Origin of the sequence: Metapseudomonas otitidis (assembly GCF_900111835.1) — a bacterium.
Lineage (GTDB): Bacteria > Pseudomonadota > Gammaproteobacteria > Pseudomonadales > Pseudomonadaceae > Metapseudomonas > Metapseudomonas otitidis.
In genome coordinates this window covers 69,205-82,940 of sequence record NZ_FOJP01000019.1, presented here as the reverse complement: position 1 = coordinate 82,940, position 13,736 = coordinate 69,205, and the positions used below count along the sequence as shown (strand labels likewise).

The window sequence follows — 13,736 nt, the reverse complement described above, 5'->3', positions numbered from 1 at the left end:
ATCAGCGCGCCTGGGCCAGGCGTTCGCACAGCGCGCGGGTGGCCCCCAACATCTGGAAGCTGGGCCGTTCCAGGCCCCGGTCGGGCACTGCCCAGACCTGGCCGGCGGCCACCGCAGGCAGTTGCGGCCAGGCCTGCCAGGCGGCGGCCTGGGCCGGCTCGCTGACCAGGATGACGCGGGGCTGGCGCTGCAATACGGCCTCGATACCGACCTGGGGCGCGGGCAGGTCGAGGTCGGCGAACAGGTTGCGCGCGCCGCACAGGGCCAGGGCATCGCTGACGATCTGCCGACCGCCCAGGGTGTACAGCGGGTGGTCCCAGACCTGGTAGAACACCGGCAGCGGCGGCTCGCGACGGTAGCGCTGGCGCAGCTCGGCCAGGCCGTCGCGGAAGCGCCGGGCCAGGGCCTGGCCTTCGGCGCCGTGGCCGACCCGGGGGCCGATCTGTTCGAAGACGTCCGCCAGCTCGTCCAGCCGACGCGGTTCGATCACCAGCAAGGGGATGCCGAGCTGCTCCAGGCGCTGCTGCATGGGCGCGCCGACGCTGTCGGGCCAGAGCAGGATGAGATCGGGGGCCAGAGCCACCACGCGCTCAAGCTGCACCTGGCCGTAGTGGCCGACGCTGGGCAGCGCGGCCAGGGCCGCCGGGCGCTCGCCGCCGTCGAGGACGCCCACCAGGCGGTCCTCGGCATGCAGTTCGAGCATGATTTCGCTGAGGGAGGGGGCCAGGCTGACCACCCGCCGTGCGCCGTCATCGGCCAGCGCCGGCAGCACCAGGCCCAGCAGCAGGAGGCCGAGCAGGCGGTGCATCAGGCCAGTTGGCGGGGAATGCGGTAGAGCGACAGCACCACGGCGCTGCTCAGGGCCAGCAGCACCAGGGCCACGGCATTGAGCCCGGCGAACACCGCGACGGCACCGACCCAGGCGGGCAGGCCGGCGCCCAGCAGGGCGACGCGGCGCACCCGGCGCAGCTCGATCCAGGCTTCGCGCTCGTGGTCGCCGTCCAGCGCCTTTTCGGTGGCGATCAGGGCGCGCTTGTAGCCCCGGAACAGCGGCAGGCTGATGAACATGGAGATCAACGCGGCGATGAACAGGGGCATTTCCAGGGCCGGGAACACCGGGTCGCCGGAGCCGAACAACAGGTTGACCAGGAACAGCGGGCCCAGGGCGGCGCCCAGGTGTGCCCACCATTCGAGGGCCAGCAGGCGGCGGACCTGGCTGCGGGTCATAGCTCGACTTCGCCCTGGTGCAGGCTGCCCAGCATGTGGCCGAGCTTGCCGGCCTTGGTGGCCAGGTACTTCTTGTTGTGCGGGTTGAGGCCGGTCTGCAGCGGCACGCGCTCGGCGACGCGGATGCCGAAGCCTTCCAGGGCCTTCACCTTGCGCGGGTTGTTGGTCATCAGCTTGATGCTGCTGATGCCCAGGTGTTCGAGCATCGGCAGGCAGAAGGCGTACTCGCGCTGGTCGGCGCCGAAGCCCAGGCGCTCGTTGGCTTCGACGGTGTCGGCACCGCCGTCTTGCAGCTCGTAGGCGCGGATCTTGTTCAACAGGCCGATGCCACGGCCTTCCTGGCGCAGGTACAGCAGCACGCCACGGCCGGCTTCGGCGATGGCGCGCAGGGCGGCCTCGAGCTGGAAGCCGCAGTCGCAACGCAGGCTGAACAGGGCATCGCCGGTCAGGCACTCGGAGTGCAGGCGCCCCAGCACGGGCTGGCCGTCGGCGATGTCGCCCATGGTCAGGGCGACGTGTTCCTTGCCGCTTTCCTCGTCGAGGAAGCCGTGCATGGTGAACAGGCCAAAGGGCGTGGGCAGTTGGGAGGCGGCGACGAAAACGACGGACACCACGGTTCTCCTGGGATTGCGAAAGGCCGGCATTGTATCAGCAGCGTCTGCCGGCCCGTCAGACTGAATAGTTGGGGATAAGGATCGAAAGGCTTGGACGGTGGGCTCCGCTCGCACGCCCTAGAACTTGGACTCCAGGCGCAGCACGCCCTGGTCCTCGCGCCAGCGCACCTGGTTGAGGAAGCTCATGCCCAGCAGCACGTCCACCGGGGCATCGCCCTCGACCACCGCGCCTTCGACACCGAGCACTTCCAGCGGGCCAACCTTGACCCGGTCGAAGCGCACCCGCCAGGCACGCACGTTGCCACCGGCGGTGCTGGCGGTCATCGGCTTGCCCTCGACGCGGTAGTCGAGGCCGAGCATGCGCGCCTGGTTCTCGTTCATCGCCACGCTGGTGGCGCCGGTGTCCACCATGAACTGCACCGGGTGGCCGTTGATGGAGCCGGCCACCATGTAGTGCCCGTTGTTGCCCCGGGCGATGCTCATCTGCGCCTTGCGTGGGGCGGATGCGGCGGCGTCGGTGCTCCCCGGGGGCGGGGCGGCGCTGTTGTATTCGCGGCTGAGGGCGTAGGGCCGCTCGACGCCGCCGATGCGCAGGACCGCGCCCTTGCTGTCGGCGCTGACCACCTGCACGCCACCGGGGCCGGTCTGGCCGACCCGCACCAGCTTGCGCTGGCCGTCGACGCTGATCACCGCCGCGTTGGGGAACAGCCCCACCACCTGCACCACGGGCTCGGCCCAGGCGCTGGTACAGGCCATCAGCAACAGGCCGAGACAGGGCAGCTCAAGGCGACGCATGGTGCTTCTCCGGTGGGTCGAAGGGATAGGGCTGCTTCCAGCGGGCGTACAGCGGGCGCAACTCGCCGCTCTGCACCAGGCGCGTCATGCGCTCGTCGAACAGGGCGGCGAACTCGCGACCGCGCTCGTTGGCAGCGAAACCGACGTAGAGCGGGAGCGGGGTCAGGAAGGTGACCTGGTAACGCTCCGGATGGGCAGCCTGGGCGAGCACATCGTCAACCTCGGTGCGGGCATCGATGTAGTAGTCCGCATGGTCCAGGTCGAGCATGGAGAGGATACCGCCGCGACGCTGGATTTCTTCGAAGTGCTTCAGGTTTGGCAACTGGTGCTGGTAGTCGTAGCCGCGGATCCACACCAGGCGGTAGTCACCGAGGGTCTGCAGGCTGGGGGCGGGCGCGCCGGCCTTGCCGAGGGCGCTGATCTGGTCGGCGTCGTAGTGCCAGCGGGGGTAGACGGCACCGGCGATCTCGTCGTGGTAGGCGCCCATCCAGGCATCGGCCTCCTGGCGCTGCACCAGCCCCACGGAGCGGGTGTAGGGGACGCTGCGGATCTTCAGGCGAACGCCCACGGGCTCGTAGACCTTGCGCAGGATGTCCCAGCCCAGGCCGCTGCCGTCGGCGTTGGTGTGGCCGGCCCAGACCTCGGAGGCGATGACGATCTCCGCCACCGGCGGGTGGCCGTCCGCCGCCCAGGCGGGAGAAACCAGCAGTAGCGACAGCATGCCGAGCAACCTGCGGAGCATCGTCCCGTCTCCTTTCAGATCAGATGCCTGCCAGGCCGACGCCCCAGACGATGAGGTGCATGGCCAGCCAGGCGAAGACGCCGGCCAGCACGTCGTCGAGCATGATGCCGACGCCGCCATGCACATGGCGATCGATCCAGCGGATCGGCCAGGGCTTGAGGATGTCCATGACCCTGAACACCACGAAGCCTAGCAGCAGCCAGTGCCAGCCTTCGGGCACCAGCCAGAGGGTGATCCACATGCCGACCATTTCGTCCCAGACGATACCTTCGTGGTCGTGCACGCGCAGGTCGTCGGCGACCTTGCCGCACAGCCAGAAGCCGAACAGCATGGTCAGCCCGAGCATCAGCCAGTAGCCCCAGTCGGGCAGCATCTGCCACAGCGGGATGAACGGCAGGGCCACCAGCGAGCCCCAGGTGCCGGGGGCCTTGGGCAGGGTGCCGGAGCCGAAACCAAAGGCGAGGAAGTGCCAGGGGTTGCGCCAGACCGAGTGCGGGACCGGCTGAGCCGGCGCTTGTTGCGGATGATCAGTCACCGTGACTCCCGAAATGTTGGTAACCCTGGGCCGGCTGCGGTCGCTCGCGGCCGTCGGCATCCAGCAGGTGGACACCGTGGCCGGCTTCGACACGGCCGATCACGGCCAGTGCCGGCCAGGCGGCCTGCACGGCGTCGAGCTGGTGCGGCGGCAGGGTGAACGCCAGGCGGTAATCGTCACCGCCGGACAGGGCCAGGCCCAGGGCCTGGTCGTGGGGGTAGAGCGCTTGCAGGGCCGGGGACAGCGGGACACGCCCGGCCTCCAGCCACAGGGCCACGCCGGAGGCGGCGGCGATGTGCCCGCAGTCGGCCAGCAGGCCATCGGACACGTCCAGCGCGGCGCTGGCACGGCCACGCAGGGCCAGCCCAAGGGCGAACTGCGGCGGCGGGGCCCAGTAATGATCCAGCAGGGCGGCGGCCTCGGCGCCTTCATCCGACCGCTGGCCAAGCACCAGCGGCAGGGCACCGGCGGCATTGCCCAGGCTGCCGCCCACGCAGAGCAGGTCGCCGGGACGGGCACCGGAACGCCGCAGGGCGGCACCGGCCGGCAGGCGACCGAACACGGTGAGGGTCAGGCTCAAGGGACCACGGGTGGTGTCGCCACCCACCAGGGCCAGGCCGCAACGACGGGCCATGGCGTCGAGGCCGGCGGCCAGCTGTTGCAGCCAGTCGGCATCGGCGGCGGGCAGGGTCAGGGCCAGGGTGAAGCCCAGGGGCGCGGCGCCCATGGCAGCCAGGTCGCTGGCGGACACGGCAAGGGCGCGCTGGCCCAGCAGGAAGGGATCGCACACCCGGGGAAAATGGACGCCGGCCACCAGGGTGTCGGTGGACACGGCCAGCTGCTCGCCCGGTGCGGGCTGCAGCAAGGCGCAATCGTCGCCGATGCCGAGGGCGATGCCTTCGCCACCCGCCGCACAGGCGGCGGAGGCGAAGTAGCGACGGATCAGCTCGAACTCACCCATCCGTGGCGGGGGCTCAGCGCTTGCCGCCACGAACCTCGGCGGCGCGCAGGCGAGGCGCCAGCTTGTCGAGGACGCCGTTGACGAACTTGTGCCCGTCGGTGGCACCGAAGACCTTGGCCAGCTCGATGCCTTCGTTGATGACCACGCGGTACGGCACGTCGACGCGGTTCATCAGCTCGTAGGTGGAGAGGCGCAGGATGGCCAGCTCGACCGGGTCGACCTCTTCCAGGGGGCGATCCAGGCAGGGCAGGAAGGCCTCGTCGATCTCGGTCTTCTGGCGCGGTACACCGTGGAGGATCTCGTGGAAGTAGGCACCGTCCACCTGGCTGAAATCGTTATCGACGCGGAACTGCGCCTCGATCTCGTTCAGGGGCTGGCCGGCGATGTGCCAGGAGTAGAGCGCCTGCATGGCCAGGCTGCGGGCCTGGCGACGCGTGGCGATCTTGCCCTTGGCGGGCTTCTTCGGCGCCTCGGGGGCGTCGTTGTCGCTGTTGAAACTCACTTGGCCTCCAAGGCCGCCAGCAGGCTGACCATTTCGAGGGCGGAGAGTGCGGCTTCGGCGCCTTTGTTGCCGGCCTTGGTGCCGGAGCGCTCGATGGCCTGCTCGATGGAGTCGACGGTCAGGACACCGAAGGCGACCGGTACGCCGAATTCCATGGACACCTGGGCCAGGCCCTTGGTGCACTCACCGGCGACGTATTCGAAGTGCGGGGTGCCGCCACGGATGACGGCGCCCAGGGCGATGATGGCGGCGAACTCGCCACGCTGGGCGACCTTCTGGGTGACCAGGGGGATCTCGAAGGCACCGGGGGCACGGATGATGGTGATGTCGTCCTCGGACACGCCATGGCGGACCAGGGCGTCTACGGCGCCACTTACCAGGCTTTCCACGACAAAGCTGTTGAAGCGGCCGACCACCAGGGCATAGCGGCCTTTGGGGGCGATGAAGGTACCTTCGATGGTCTTCAGGGGCATGGGCGGGTTCTCGTCAATTAAAGAGCGAAGGCCCCGGCCGTTCACGGCCAGGGCCCTTCGGGTCATTCAGCGGGCAGGTATTCTACAACTTCCAGGTCGAAACCGGATATCGCGTTGAACTTCATCGGCGAACTCATCAGGCGCATCTTGCGCACCCCGAGGTCGCGGAGAATCTGCGAGCCGGCACCGACGGTGCTGTAGGTGGAGGGCGTGGTGACCTTGGTCTCGGTGCCCAGCTGGCGCTCCAGGTGCGCCAGCAGCTGCGGGCCGGTCAGCGGGTTGCCCAGCAGCAGCACCACGCCACTGCCGGAGGCGGCCACTTCCTTCATCGCCGCACGCAGGCTCCAGCGACCGGACTGGTTGACCATGAACAGGTCGCGCAGCGGATCCATGTTGTGCACGCGCACCAGGGTCGGCTCTTCCGGGCTGATCTCGCCCAGGGTCAGCGCCATGTGCACGTCGCCTTCCACGGCATCGCGGTAGGTCACCAGGTTGAAGTGCCCCAGTTCGCTGTCCAGCGGCTGCTCGGCGATGCGCTCGACGGTGCGCTCGTGGATCAGGCGGTAGTGGATGAGGTCAGCGATGGTGCCGATCTTGATCCCGTGCTCGGCGGCGAAGGCCTCCAGCTCGGGGCGGCGGGCCATGGTGCCGTCGTCGTTCATGATCTCGCAGATCACTCCGGACGCCTCGAAGCCGGCCATGCGCGCCAGGTCGCAGGCTGCCTCGGTGTGGCCGGCACGGGCCAGCACGCCGCCGGGCTGGGCCATCAGCGGGAAGATGTGGCCGGGGCTGACGATGTCCTCGGCCTTGGCGCCCTTGGCGGCGGCCACCTGCACGGTGCGCGCGCGGTCGGCGGCGGAGATGCCGGTGGTGACGCCTTCGGCCGCCTCGATGGAGACGGTGAACTTGGTGCCGAAGCCGGAGCCGTTGCGCGGCGCCATCAGCGGCAGTTTGAGCAGTTCGCAGCGCTCGCGGGTCATCGGCATGCAGATCAGGCCACGGGCGAAGCGCGCCATGAAGTTGATGTGCTCGGCCTGCACGCACTCGGAGGCCATGATCAGGTCGCCTTCGTTCTCGCGGTCCTCGTCATCCATGAGGATGACCATCTTGCCCTGGCGGATGTCTTCGATCAGTTCGTCAACGGTATTGAGAGCCATGGGCCCTCCTTATGAATTCAGCGGTTGAGGTAGCCGTGTTCGGCGAGGAAACCTTCGGTGATGCCTGACGCCTGGGGCTCGGCGGCCTTGTCGCCCAGCAGCAGGCGCTCCAGGTAGCGGGCCAGCAGGTCCACCTCCAGGTTCACCCGGCGGCCGGGCCGGTAATCCACCATGATGGTTTCCGCCAGGGTGTGCGGGACGATGGTCAGCTCGAACTCGGCGCCATTGACCGCGTTCACCGTCAGGCTGGTGCCGTCGACGGTGATCGACCCCTTCAGGGCGATGTACTTGGCCAGTTCACGCGGCGAGCGGATCCTGAATTGGACGGCGCGGGCGTTGTCTTCCCGGGCGATCACTTCCCCGATGCCGTCGACGTGGCCGCTGACCAGGTGGCCGCCAAGGCGGCTGGTGGGGGTCAGGGCCTTTTCCAGGTTCACCGGGCTGCCCGGCTTGAGGTCGTCGAAGGCGGTGCGCGCCAGGGTCTCGCGGCTGACGTCGGCCCAGAAGCCGTTGCCAGGCAGTTCCACGGCGGTGAGGCAGACACCGTTGACGGCGATGCTGTCGCCGAGCTTGACGTCGCCCAGGTCCAGCTTGCCGGTCTCCACCAGGACCCGGACGTCACCGCCCTTGGGGGTGATGGCGCGAATGGTGCCGATGGCTTCGATTATGCCGGTGAACATGGAGCCTCCCGAGTCATGGAGCGGCCGCCATGGGCAGCCTGGGCGAGGACCGGCACGCGAACGGCCAGGGCCGCGCGGTTCGGTCGAAGGGGGTTGAGCATGTCGATCTCCTGTTTGGTGAGAAACAGGGCTCTGGATCGAATGGGACTTCGCGGACGCGCGAACGCGCACCCAGGCGGGCAATCCCGTTCTCTCTTCATCCGGACTGTGACCGTCGGCCCCGGGATCACACCGGGTCTGCTGACCTTCCCCTCGCCGTGGCGACCGGGAAGCGCTCGCGGGCTATGCGCGTGGCGCAATTACCGCCGGTGGGGACTTCCACCCCGCCCTGAGAACGTTTCGGCCTTCCATTCCAGAAGACCGAGCGCGTTTTTAACACAGGGCGCGGCCTGCTCCAAGCCAGTCGTTTCGATGGAAATGATCAGCTATCGAGCAACCGGAGGCAGCGGCACGGCGATGATGCGCCAGTCGTCACCGACGGCACGCACGTCGGTGATCTTCAGCTGCGGCGCCTCGGCCATCCGCGCCAGGGGCCAGTCCAGCAGGGGACGGGCGCTGGAGCCGAGCAGGCGACCGGCCATGAAGATCTGGAATTCGTCCACCAGGCCCGCCCGGGCGAAGGCACCGGCCAGGCGCGGCCCGGCCTCCACCAGCACCTCGTTGGCCCCGCGCGAGCCCAGCTCCAGCAGCAGGCGACGCAGGTCGACATGGCCGTTGCTGCTCGGCACAGCCAGCAATTCGTGGCCCTCCTCCTGGAAGCGATCCCGCGCCGAGGCCACGGCGCAGGTGGCCACCAGGGCCTTGCCGGCCTGGTAGAAAGGCGCGGAGAGCGGCACCCGCAGGCGGCCGTCCACCAGCACGCGCAGCGGCGGGCGGGTCACGGCCAGGGCGGTCAGTTCGGCGTTCAGGCCCAGCTCGTCGGGGCGCACGGTCAGGCGGGCGCCGTCGGTGAGCACGGTGTCGGCACCGGTCAGCACCACGCTGGCCCGCGCCCGCAGGCGCTGCACGGCGGCACGGGCGGCCGGGCCGGTGATCCACTGGCTTTCGCCACTGGCCATGGCGGTGCGGCCGTCCAGGCTCATGGCGAGCTTGACGCGGACGAAGGGCAGCCCGGTTTCCATGCGCTTGATGAAGCCGGCATTGAGCGCGCGCGCCTCGCTCTCCAGCACCCCGGACTGCACGGCGATACCGGCGTCCATCAGGCGCAGCAGGCCACGGCCGGCCACCTGGGGATTGGGGTCCTGCATGGCGGCGACCACCCGGGCGACGCCGGCGTTCACCAGCGCATCGGCGCAGGGCGGGGTCCGCCCGTGGTGGCTGCACGGCTCCAGGGTCACGTAGGCGGTAGCCCCCCGGGCGCGCTCACCGGCCTGGCGCAGGGCGTGCACTTCGGCGTGGGGCTCGCCGGCGCGGGCGTGCCAGCCTTCGCCGACCACCTGGCCGTCACGGACGATCACGCAGCCGACGCGGGGATTGGGGTGGGTCGAATAGAGGCCCTTGCGAGCCAGTTCCAGCGCACGGGCCATGAAGGCCTGGTCGGATGCGGTCATGCCTTAGTCTTTGGAGGGCTCACGGGCCAGCCGCTCGATTTCCTCGCGGAACTCGTTGAGGTCCTGGAAACGGCGATAGACCGAAGCGAAGCGGATGTAGGCCACCTCGTCGAGCTTCTGCAGCTCGACCATCACCAGCTCGCCCAGCACCCGCGACTTCACCTCGCGCTCGCCGGTGGCGCGCAGCTTGTGCTTGATGTGGGCGATGGCCTCTTCGAGACGCTCGATGCTCACCGGGCGCTTCTCCAGCGCCCGCTGCATGCCGGCACGGAGCTTGTCCTCGTCGAAGGGCTGGCGGCTGCCGTCCTGCTTGATCAGGCGTGGCATCACCAGTTCGGCGGTCTCGAAGGTGGTGAAGCGCTCCTCGCAGGCCAGGCACTCGCGGCGACGGCGGACCTGATCGCCTTCCGCGACCAGTCGCGAGTCGATCACCTTGGTGTCATGGGCGCCGCAGAAGGGACAGTGCATGGCAGGGAGGGGGCTATGGCGGAAAAGAAGGCCACATGGTAGAGCGCATCTCCCTGGCAAGACAAGCAACCGGGGTTTGAGCTATAAGGCCGCGCACACCGCCTGTACCCCCTTGGCCAGGAGTCATGATGCGTCCGCTCTACATCCTTTCCCTTGCCGCCCTGCTGGCCGCCTGCGCTGGCGAGCCGCCCGCCGAACCTGCACCGGCGAAACCGGTCGCCAAGCCCGCTGCCGAGCAGCCGTTGCCCGCCTACATGCGCGCGCTGGACGGCCAGTTGCTGGGCGCCCCCGCCGGCAGCGACGTGGAGCTGGCCTTGCTGGCGGTGGACACCCGCGACCGCCCGCTGCGCCTGCTCGGCAGCCTCCGCCTCGATGGCACCGGCACGGCCCTGCCCTTCCGCCTGACCTTCAACCCCGAGGCCTTCCCCCGGGACCTGCGGGTGGAATTGCGCGCCCGGGTCAGCCAGTCCGGCCAGCTGATCCAGCGTCTCGCCCCACGGCGCATCCCGGCGGCGGAAAGCCAGTCCCTGGGCGCCCTGCAGCTGGAGACCGTGCCATGACGCCGCCCTCGACACTGCAGGCCCCGCTCGCCCAGTTGCTCGGCGATGCCCAATTGCGCGCCGAGACGCTGCCGGGCACCGACCTGCGCCTCTGGCTGATCGACGCCGAGAACATGGATCGCGCCTTCGACGCCGACGAGACCCGGCGCATCCTCGAAGAGCCGCCCTATTGGTGCTTCTGCTGGGCCAGCGGCCTGGCCCTGGCGCGCTGGTTCGCCGAGCAGCCCCACTGGGTCGCCGGCAAGCGCGTGCTGGACTTCGGTGCCGGCTCCGGTGTGGCGGCCATCGCCGCCGCCAAGGCCGGCGCGGCGGAAGTGGTGGCCTGCGACCTCGACCCGCTGGCCCTGGAGGCCTGCCGCGCCAATGCCGCACTGAACGGCGTGACGCTCGGCTACAGCGCCGACTTCTTCGCCGAGGCCGATCGCTTCGACCTGGTGGTGGTGGCCGACGTGCTCTACGACCGCGCCAACCTGCCGCTGCTGGACCACTTCCTCAGCCGGGGCCGCGAAGCGCTGGTGGCCGACTCCCGCGTGCGCGACTTCGCCCACCCGCTGTACCGCCGCCTGGCCATGCTGGAAGCCTGCACCTGGCCGGACCTGGCCGAGCCCGAGCAATTCCGCCACGTGAGCCTGTACCACGCCGCCCGCTGAACCGGCGGATGCGCCACGCCGCTCGCCCCACCTGGTAGGCGCGCGGCGTTAGCGGCCGTATGATTCGCCCACTCTCTTCCCTGCGCTTACGGAATCCACGATGAGCGACACGCCCTACATCTTCGATGCCACCGCCCTCGACTTCGACCAGTCGGTGATCCAGAACTCCTTCCACAAACCCGTGCTGGTGGATTTCTGGGCCGAGTGGTGTGCCCCCTGCAAAGCCCTCATGCCGCTGCTGGCACAGATCGCCGAGTCCTACCGGGGCGAGCTGCTGCTGGCCAAGGTCAACTGCGACGTCGAGCAGGACATCGTCATGCGCTTCGGCATCCGCAGCCTGCCCACCGTGGTGCTGTTCAAGGACGGCCAGCCGGTGGACGGCTTTGCCGGTGCCCAGCCGGAATCCCAGATCCGCGCCATGCTCGCCCCCCACGTTGCCGAACCGGCACCGGAAGCCGCCGACCCGATGGAAGCGGCCCAGGCCCTGTTCGACGACGGCCGCATCGGTGATGCCGAGGCCGTGCTCAAGCAACTGCTGGGCGAAGACAACAGCAACGCCCCGGCACTGATCCTCTACGCCCGCTGCCTCGCCGAGCGCGGCGAGCTGGGTGAAGCCCAACTGGTGCTGGATGCGGTCAAGGGCGACGAGCACAAGCAGGCCCTGGCCGGCGCCCGCGCCCAGCTGGCCTTCCTGCGCCAGGTGAACGACCTGCCCGAGGCCGCCACCCTGAAGAGCCGCCTGGCCCAGGACGCGGGCGACGACGAAGCCAGCTACCAGTTGGCCATCCACCAGTTGGCCCGCCAGCAGTACGAACCGGCCCTGGATGCCCTGCTGCGGCTGTTCGTGCGCAACCGCAACTACGGCGAAGGCCTGCCCCACAAGACCCTGCTGCAGGTGTTCGACCTGCTGGGCAACGACCACCCGCTGGTCACCACCTACCGCCGCAAGCTGTACCAGGCGATCTACTGATCGCCCTGCCAGGCCGCCCAACAGGGCTGCCTGGCCGCCTCTCCCGCCTCAGCCCTTCCAGACATACACCGGCGCGTCCGCCCCGGCTTCCAGCTGCACCTGCTCGCAATGGCGCAGGCGCACCAGCAGGCGCTTGCCGGCTGCCGCACTGCCCGCCAGGGCCTCCAGGTCGGCCAGCAGGCGCGGGCCCTCCAGACGGCCGGCCTCGCGCAGCAGCCCCAGGGCGGCCTCCCAGCGTGGGTCCGCCTGCCGGGAAGGGGCGGCTGCCGGTGGCGCAACCGGCTCGGGCGATGCTGCCGGGGCAACGTGCAATTGAGCGCCCAGGCGCTGCCAGTCCTCCTCGTCCATTTCCACCGTCAGGTCCACCGGCCAATCACCGATCCGTCCGCGAATGCGCAGCATGCAAGGTTCCTCGATAAACGACGCGCCATGCTCTCACGCCTCTGGAAGCCGGCCCACAGTTGTTATAACGTAACGCCGCTTTTCACCCGCATCTGGAGACTCCCATGCGCCGCCTGCTGCTCGCCCTGCCCTTCGCACTGCTCCCCCTGGCCTTCTCCGTTCAGGCCCATGAACACGACGATCACGACCACGAAGGCCACGGCAGCCTGGGTGCCCACGAGCACGGCGTGGCCCGCCTCAACGCCGCCCTGGACGGCAGCACCCTGGAGCTGGAACTGGAAAGCCCGGCCATGAACCTGGTGGGCTTCGAGCACGAGGCCCGCAGCGATGCCGACAAGGCCGCCGTGGCCAAGGCCCGCGCCGAGCTGGAAAAACCCCTGGCCCTGTTCGCCCTCCCCGAAGCCGCCGGTTGCAAGGTGTCCGAACAGGAACTGGAAAGCCCGCTGTTCGGCAACGCCCCGGAAGAGGCCCACGAGCATGAGCACAAGCACGAGGACGGCGATGAGCACCACCACGAACACAGCGAGATCCATGCGCGCTACCACCTGGAATGCGCAACGCCGGCCAAGCTGACCGGGCTGGACCTCAAGGGCCTGTTCACGCGCTTCCCCGCCACCCAGAAAATTCAGGTACAACTGATCGGCCCGAAGGGCCAGCAGGGCGCCGAACTGACCCCCGCAGCCCCCTCCCTGAGCTTCTGATCCCCCGATGAGCCGGCCGGGGCAACCCGGCCGTCCGTACATGAGCCAGACACTGATCGACATCACCGACCTGGGATTCGCCTGGCCCGGCCAGGCCGAGTTGCTGGACATCCCCGCCTTCACCCTCAACAGCGGTGAAACCCTCTTCCTCAAAGGCCCCAGCGGCAGCGGCAAGACCACCCTGCTGGGCCTGCTGGGCGGCGTCCAGGCGCCCGGGCGCGGGCATGTCCGCCTGCTCGGCCAGGACCTCGGCGCCCTCTCCTCCGGGGCTCGCGACCGCTTCCGGGTGGACCACACCGGCTACATCTTCCAACAGTTCAACCTGCTGCCATTCCTCTCGGTGCGCGAGAACGTCGAGCTGCCCTGCCGCTTCTCCCGCCTGCGCGCCCAGCGTGCCAGCCAACGCCACGGCAGCGTGTCGGCCGCCGCCGTGACCCTGCTCGGCCACCTCGGCCTCGGCGAGGCCCTGCTGGAGCGCCGCGCCGACGCCCTGTCGATCGGGCAGCAGCAGCGGGTCGCCGCTGCCCGCGCGCTGATCGGCCAGCCGGAGCTGCTGATCGCCGACGAGCCCACCTCGGCCCTGGACGCCGATGCCCGCGAGAGCTTCCTGCGCCTGCTCTTCGACGAATGCCGCGACGCCGGCACCAGCCTGCTCTTCGTCAGCCATGACCAGAGCCTGGCCCCCCTCTTCGACCGCAGCCTCTCGCTGCTGGACCTGAACCGCGCAGCCCGCCCGCTGGAGGCCTGAG

The 13,736-nt window shown here is 69.5% G+C and carries 19 protein-coding genes and 1 riboswitch; of the genes, 5 read left to right on the top strand and 14 right to left on the bottom strand.

Going from position 1 to position 13,736, the window contains the following annotated elements:
* Position 1: 1 nt before the first annotated feature.
* The 13 genes from BM198_RS23385 to nrdR all read right to left on the bottom strand — a co-directional run bounded on the left by BM198_RS23385 (position 2) and on the right by nrdR (position 9,704).
* Entirely contained in the window at positions 2-808 is an 807-nt protein-coding gene (locus tag BM198_RS23385; RefSeq protein WP_083422464.1) for a cobalamin-binding protein, read from the bottom strand.
* Positions 808-1,227: an MFS transporter gene (locus BM198_RS23380; RefSeq protein ID WP_074972826.1), complete on the bottom strand. Its 420-nt coding sequence runs from the start codon at positions 1,225-1,227 to the stop codon at positions 808-810. The genes BM198_RS23385 and BM198_RS23380 overlap by 1 nt, the downstream gene beginning before the upstream one ends.
* Entirely contained in the window at positions 1,224-1,838 is a 615-nt protein-coding gene (gene ribA, locus BM198_RS23375; protein WP_069561510.1) for a GTP cyclohydrolase II, read from the bottom strand. The genes BM198_RS23380 and ribA overlap by 4 nt, the downstream gene beginning before the upstream one ends.
* A gap of 120 nt (positions 1,839-1,958) precedes the next feature.
* On the bottom strand, positions 1,959-2,636 hold the full coding sequence (locus BM198_RS23370; RefSeq protein WP_074972824.1) for a retropepsin-like aspartic protease family protein: 678 nt from the start codon (positions 2,634-2,636) through the stop codon (positions 1,959-1,961).
* Positions 2,623-3,378 carry a type 2 periplasmic-binding domain-containing protein gene (locus BM198_RS23365; RefSeq protein WP_074972822.1) on the bottom strand — a complete coding sequence of 252 codons (756 nt, stop codon included), beginning with the start codon at positions 3,376-3,378 and terminating at the stop codon, positions 2,623-2,625. The genes BM198_RS23370 and BM198_RS23365 overlap by 14 nt, the downstream gene beginning before the upstream one ends.
* Positions 3,379-3,397: 19 nt before the next feature.
* Positions 3,398-3,913, bottom strand: a complete 516-nt coding sequence (locus BM198_RS23360; protein WP_074972820.1) for a phosphatidylglycerophosphatase A family protein — start codon at positions 3,911-3,913, stop codon at positions 3,398-3,400.
* Positions 3,906-4,874 (bottom strand): thiamine-phosphate kinase, encoded by a 969-nt coding sequence (gene thiL, locus BM198_RS23355; protein WP_074972818.1) that lies wholly within the window; start codon positions 4,872-4,874, stop codon positions 3,906-3,908. Before thiL ends, BM198_RS23360 begins: the two co-directional genes overlap by 8 nt.
* 13 nt (positions 4,875-4,887) lie before the next feature.
* On the bottom strand, positions 4,888-5,376 hold the full coding sequence (nusB, locus tag BM198_RS23350) for a transcription antitermination factor NusB (RefSeq protein ID WP_044402506.1): 489 nt from the start codon (positions 5,374-5,376) through the stop codon (positions 4,888-4,890).
* Complete coding sequence (gene ribH / locus BM198_RS23345) at positions 5,373-5,849, bottom strand: 6,7-dimethyl-8-ribityllumazine synthase (RefSeq protein WP_044402509.1); 477 nt, start codon at positions 5,847-5,849, stop codon at positions 5,373-5,375. The genes nusB and ribH overlap by 4 nt, the downstream gene beginning before the upstream one ends.
* 62 nt (positions 5,850-5,911) lie before the next feature.
* Positions 5,912-7,006: a bifunctional 3,4-dihydroxy-2-butanone-4-phosphate synthase/GTP cyclohydrolase II gene (ribBA, locus tag BM198_RS23340; protein ID WP_074972816.1), complete on the bottom strand. Its 1,095-nt coding sequence runs from the start codon at positions 7,004-7,006 to the stop codon at positions 5,912-5,914.
* Positions 7,007-7,023: 17 nt separating this feature from the next.
* A complete protein-coding gene (locus tag BM198_RS23335) occupies positions 7,024-7,686 on the bottom strand; it encodes a riboflavin synthase (protein WP_044402516.1) in 663 nt (220 codons plus the stop codon).
* 183 nt (positions 7,687-7,869) lie between these two features.
* Positions 7,870-8,026, bottom strand: a riboswitch (FMN riboswitch).
* An 85-nt stretch (positions 8,027-8,111) separates the two neighbouring features.
* The gene (ribD, locus tag BM198_RS23330) at positions 8,112-9,236 is read right to left on the bottom strand and encodes a bifunctional diaminohydroxyphosphoribosylaminopyrimidine deaminase/5-amino-6-(5-phosphoribosylamino)uracil reductase RibD (protein WP_044402519.1); all 1,125 of its coding nucleotides are present in this window, start codon (positions 9,234-9,236) and stop codon (positions 8,112-8,114) included.
* A 3-nt stretch (positions 9,237-9,239) separates the two neighbouring features.
* Positions 9,240-9,704, bottom strand: coding sequence for a transcriptional regulator NrdR (gene nrdR / locus BM198_RS23325; protein WP_044402522.1), 465 nt, complete (start codon positions 9,702-9,704; stop codon positions 9,240-9,242).
* A 128-nt stretch (positions 9,705-9,832) separates the two neighbouring features.
* Here nrdR and BM198_RS23320 point away from each other — a divergent pair, with 128 nt between their 5' ends.
* The 3 genes from BM198_RS23320 to trxA all read left to right on the top strand — a co-directional run bounded on the left by BM198_RS23320 (position 9,833) and on the right by trxA (position 11,884).
* Entirely contained in the window at positions 9,833-10,264 is a 432-nt protein-coding gene (locus BM198_RS23320; protein ID WP_232060794.1) for a YbaY family lipoprotein, read from the top strand.
* Positions 10,261-10,914, top strand: coding sequence for a class I SAM-dependent methyltransferase (locus tag BM198_RS23315; protein WP_074972814.1), 654 nt, complete (start codon positions 10,261-10,263; stop codon positions 10,912-10,914). Before BM198_RS23320 ends, BM198_RS23315 begins: the two co-directional genes overlap by 4 nt.
* A gap of 100 nt (positions 10,915-11,014) precedes the next feature.
* Positions 11,015-11,884, top strand: a complete 870-nt coding sequence (gene trxA / locus BM198_RS23310) for a thioredoxin (protein WP_074972812.1) — start codon at positions 11,015-11,017, stop codon at positions 11,882-11,884.
* Between the two features lie 48 nt (positions 11,885-11,932).
* Here trxA and BM198_RS23305 read toward each other — a convergent pair whose 3' ends face one another.
* The gene (locus BM198_RS23305) at positions 11,933-12,286 is read right to left on the bottom strand and encodes a hypothetical protein (RefSeq protein ID WP_074972810.1); all 354 of its coding nucleotides are present in this window, start codon (positions 12,284-12,286) and stop codon (positions 11,933-11,935) included.
* Between the two features lie 104 nt (positions 12,287-12,390).
* Here BM198_RS23305 and BM198_RS23300 point away from each other — a divergent pair, with 104 nt between their 5' ends.
* Together BM198_RS23300 and BM198_RS23295 are read left to right on the top strand one after the other, a co-directional pair.
* Positions 12,391-12,987: a DUF2796 domain-containing protein gene (locus BM198_RS23300; RefSeq protein WP_074972808.1), complete on the top strand. Its 597-nt coding sequence runs from the start codon at positions 12,391-12,393 to the stop codon at positions 12,985-12,987.
* 40 nt (positions 12,988-13,027) lie between these two features.
* The gene (locus tag BM198_RS23295; protein WP_074972806.1) at positions 13,028-13,735 is read left to right on the top strand and encodes an ABC transporter ATP-binding protein; all 708 of its coding nucleotides are present in this window, start codon (positions 13,028-13,030) and stop codon (positions 13,733-13,735) included.
* Position 13,736 lies beyond the last annotated feature (1 nt).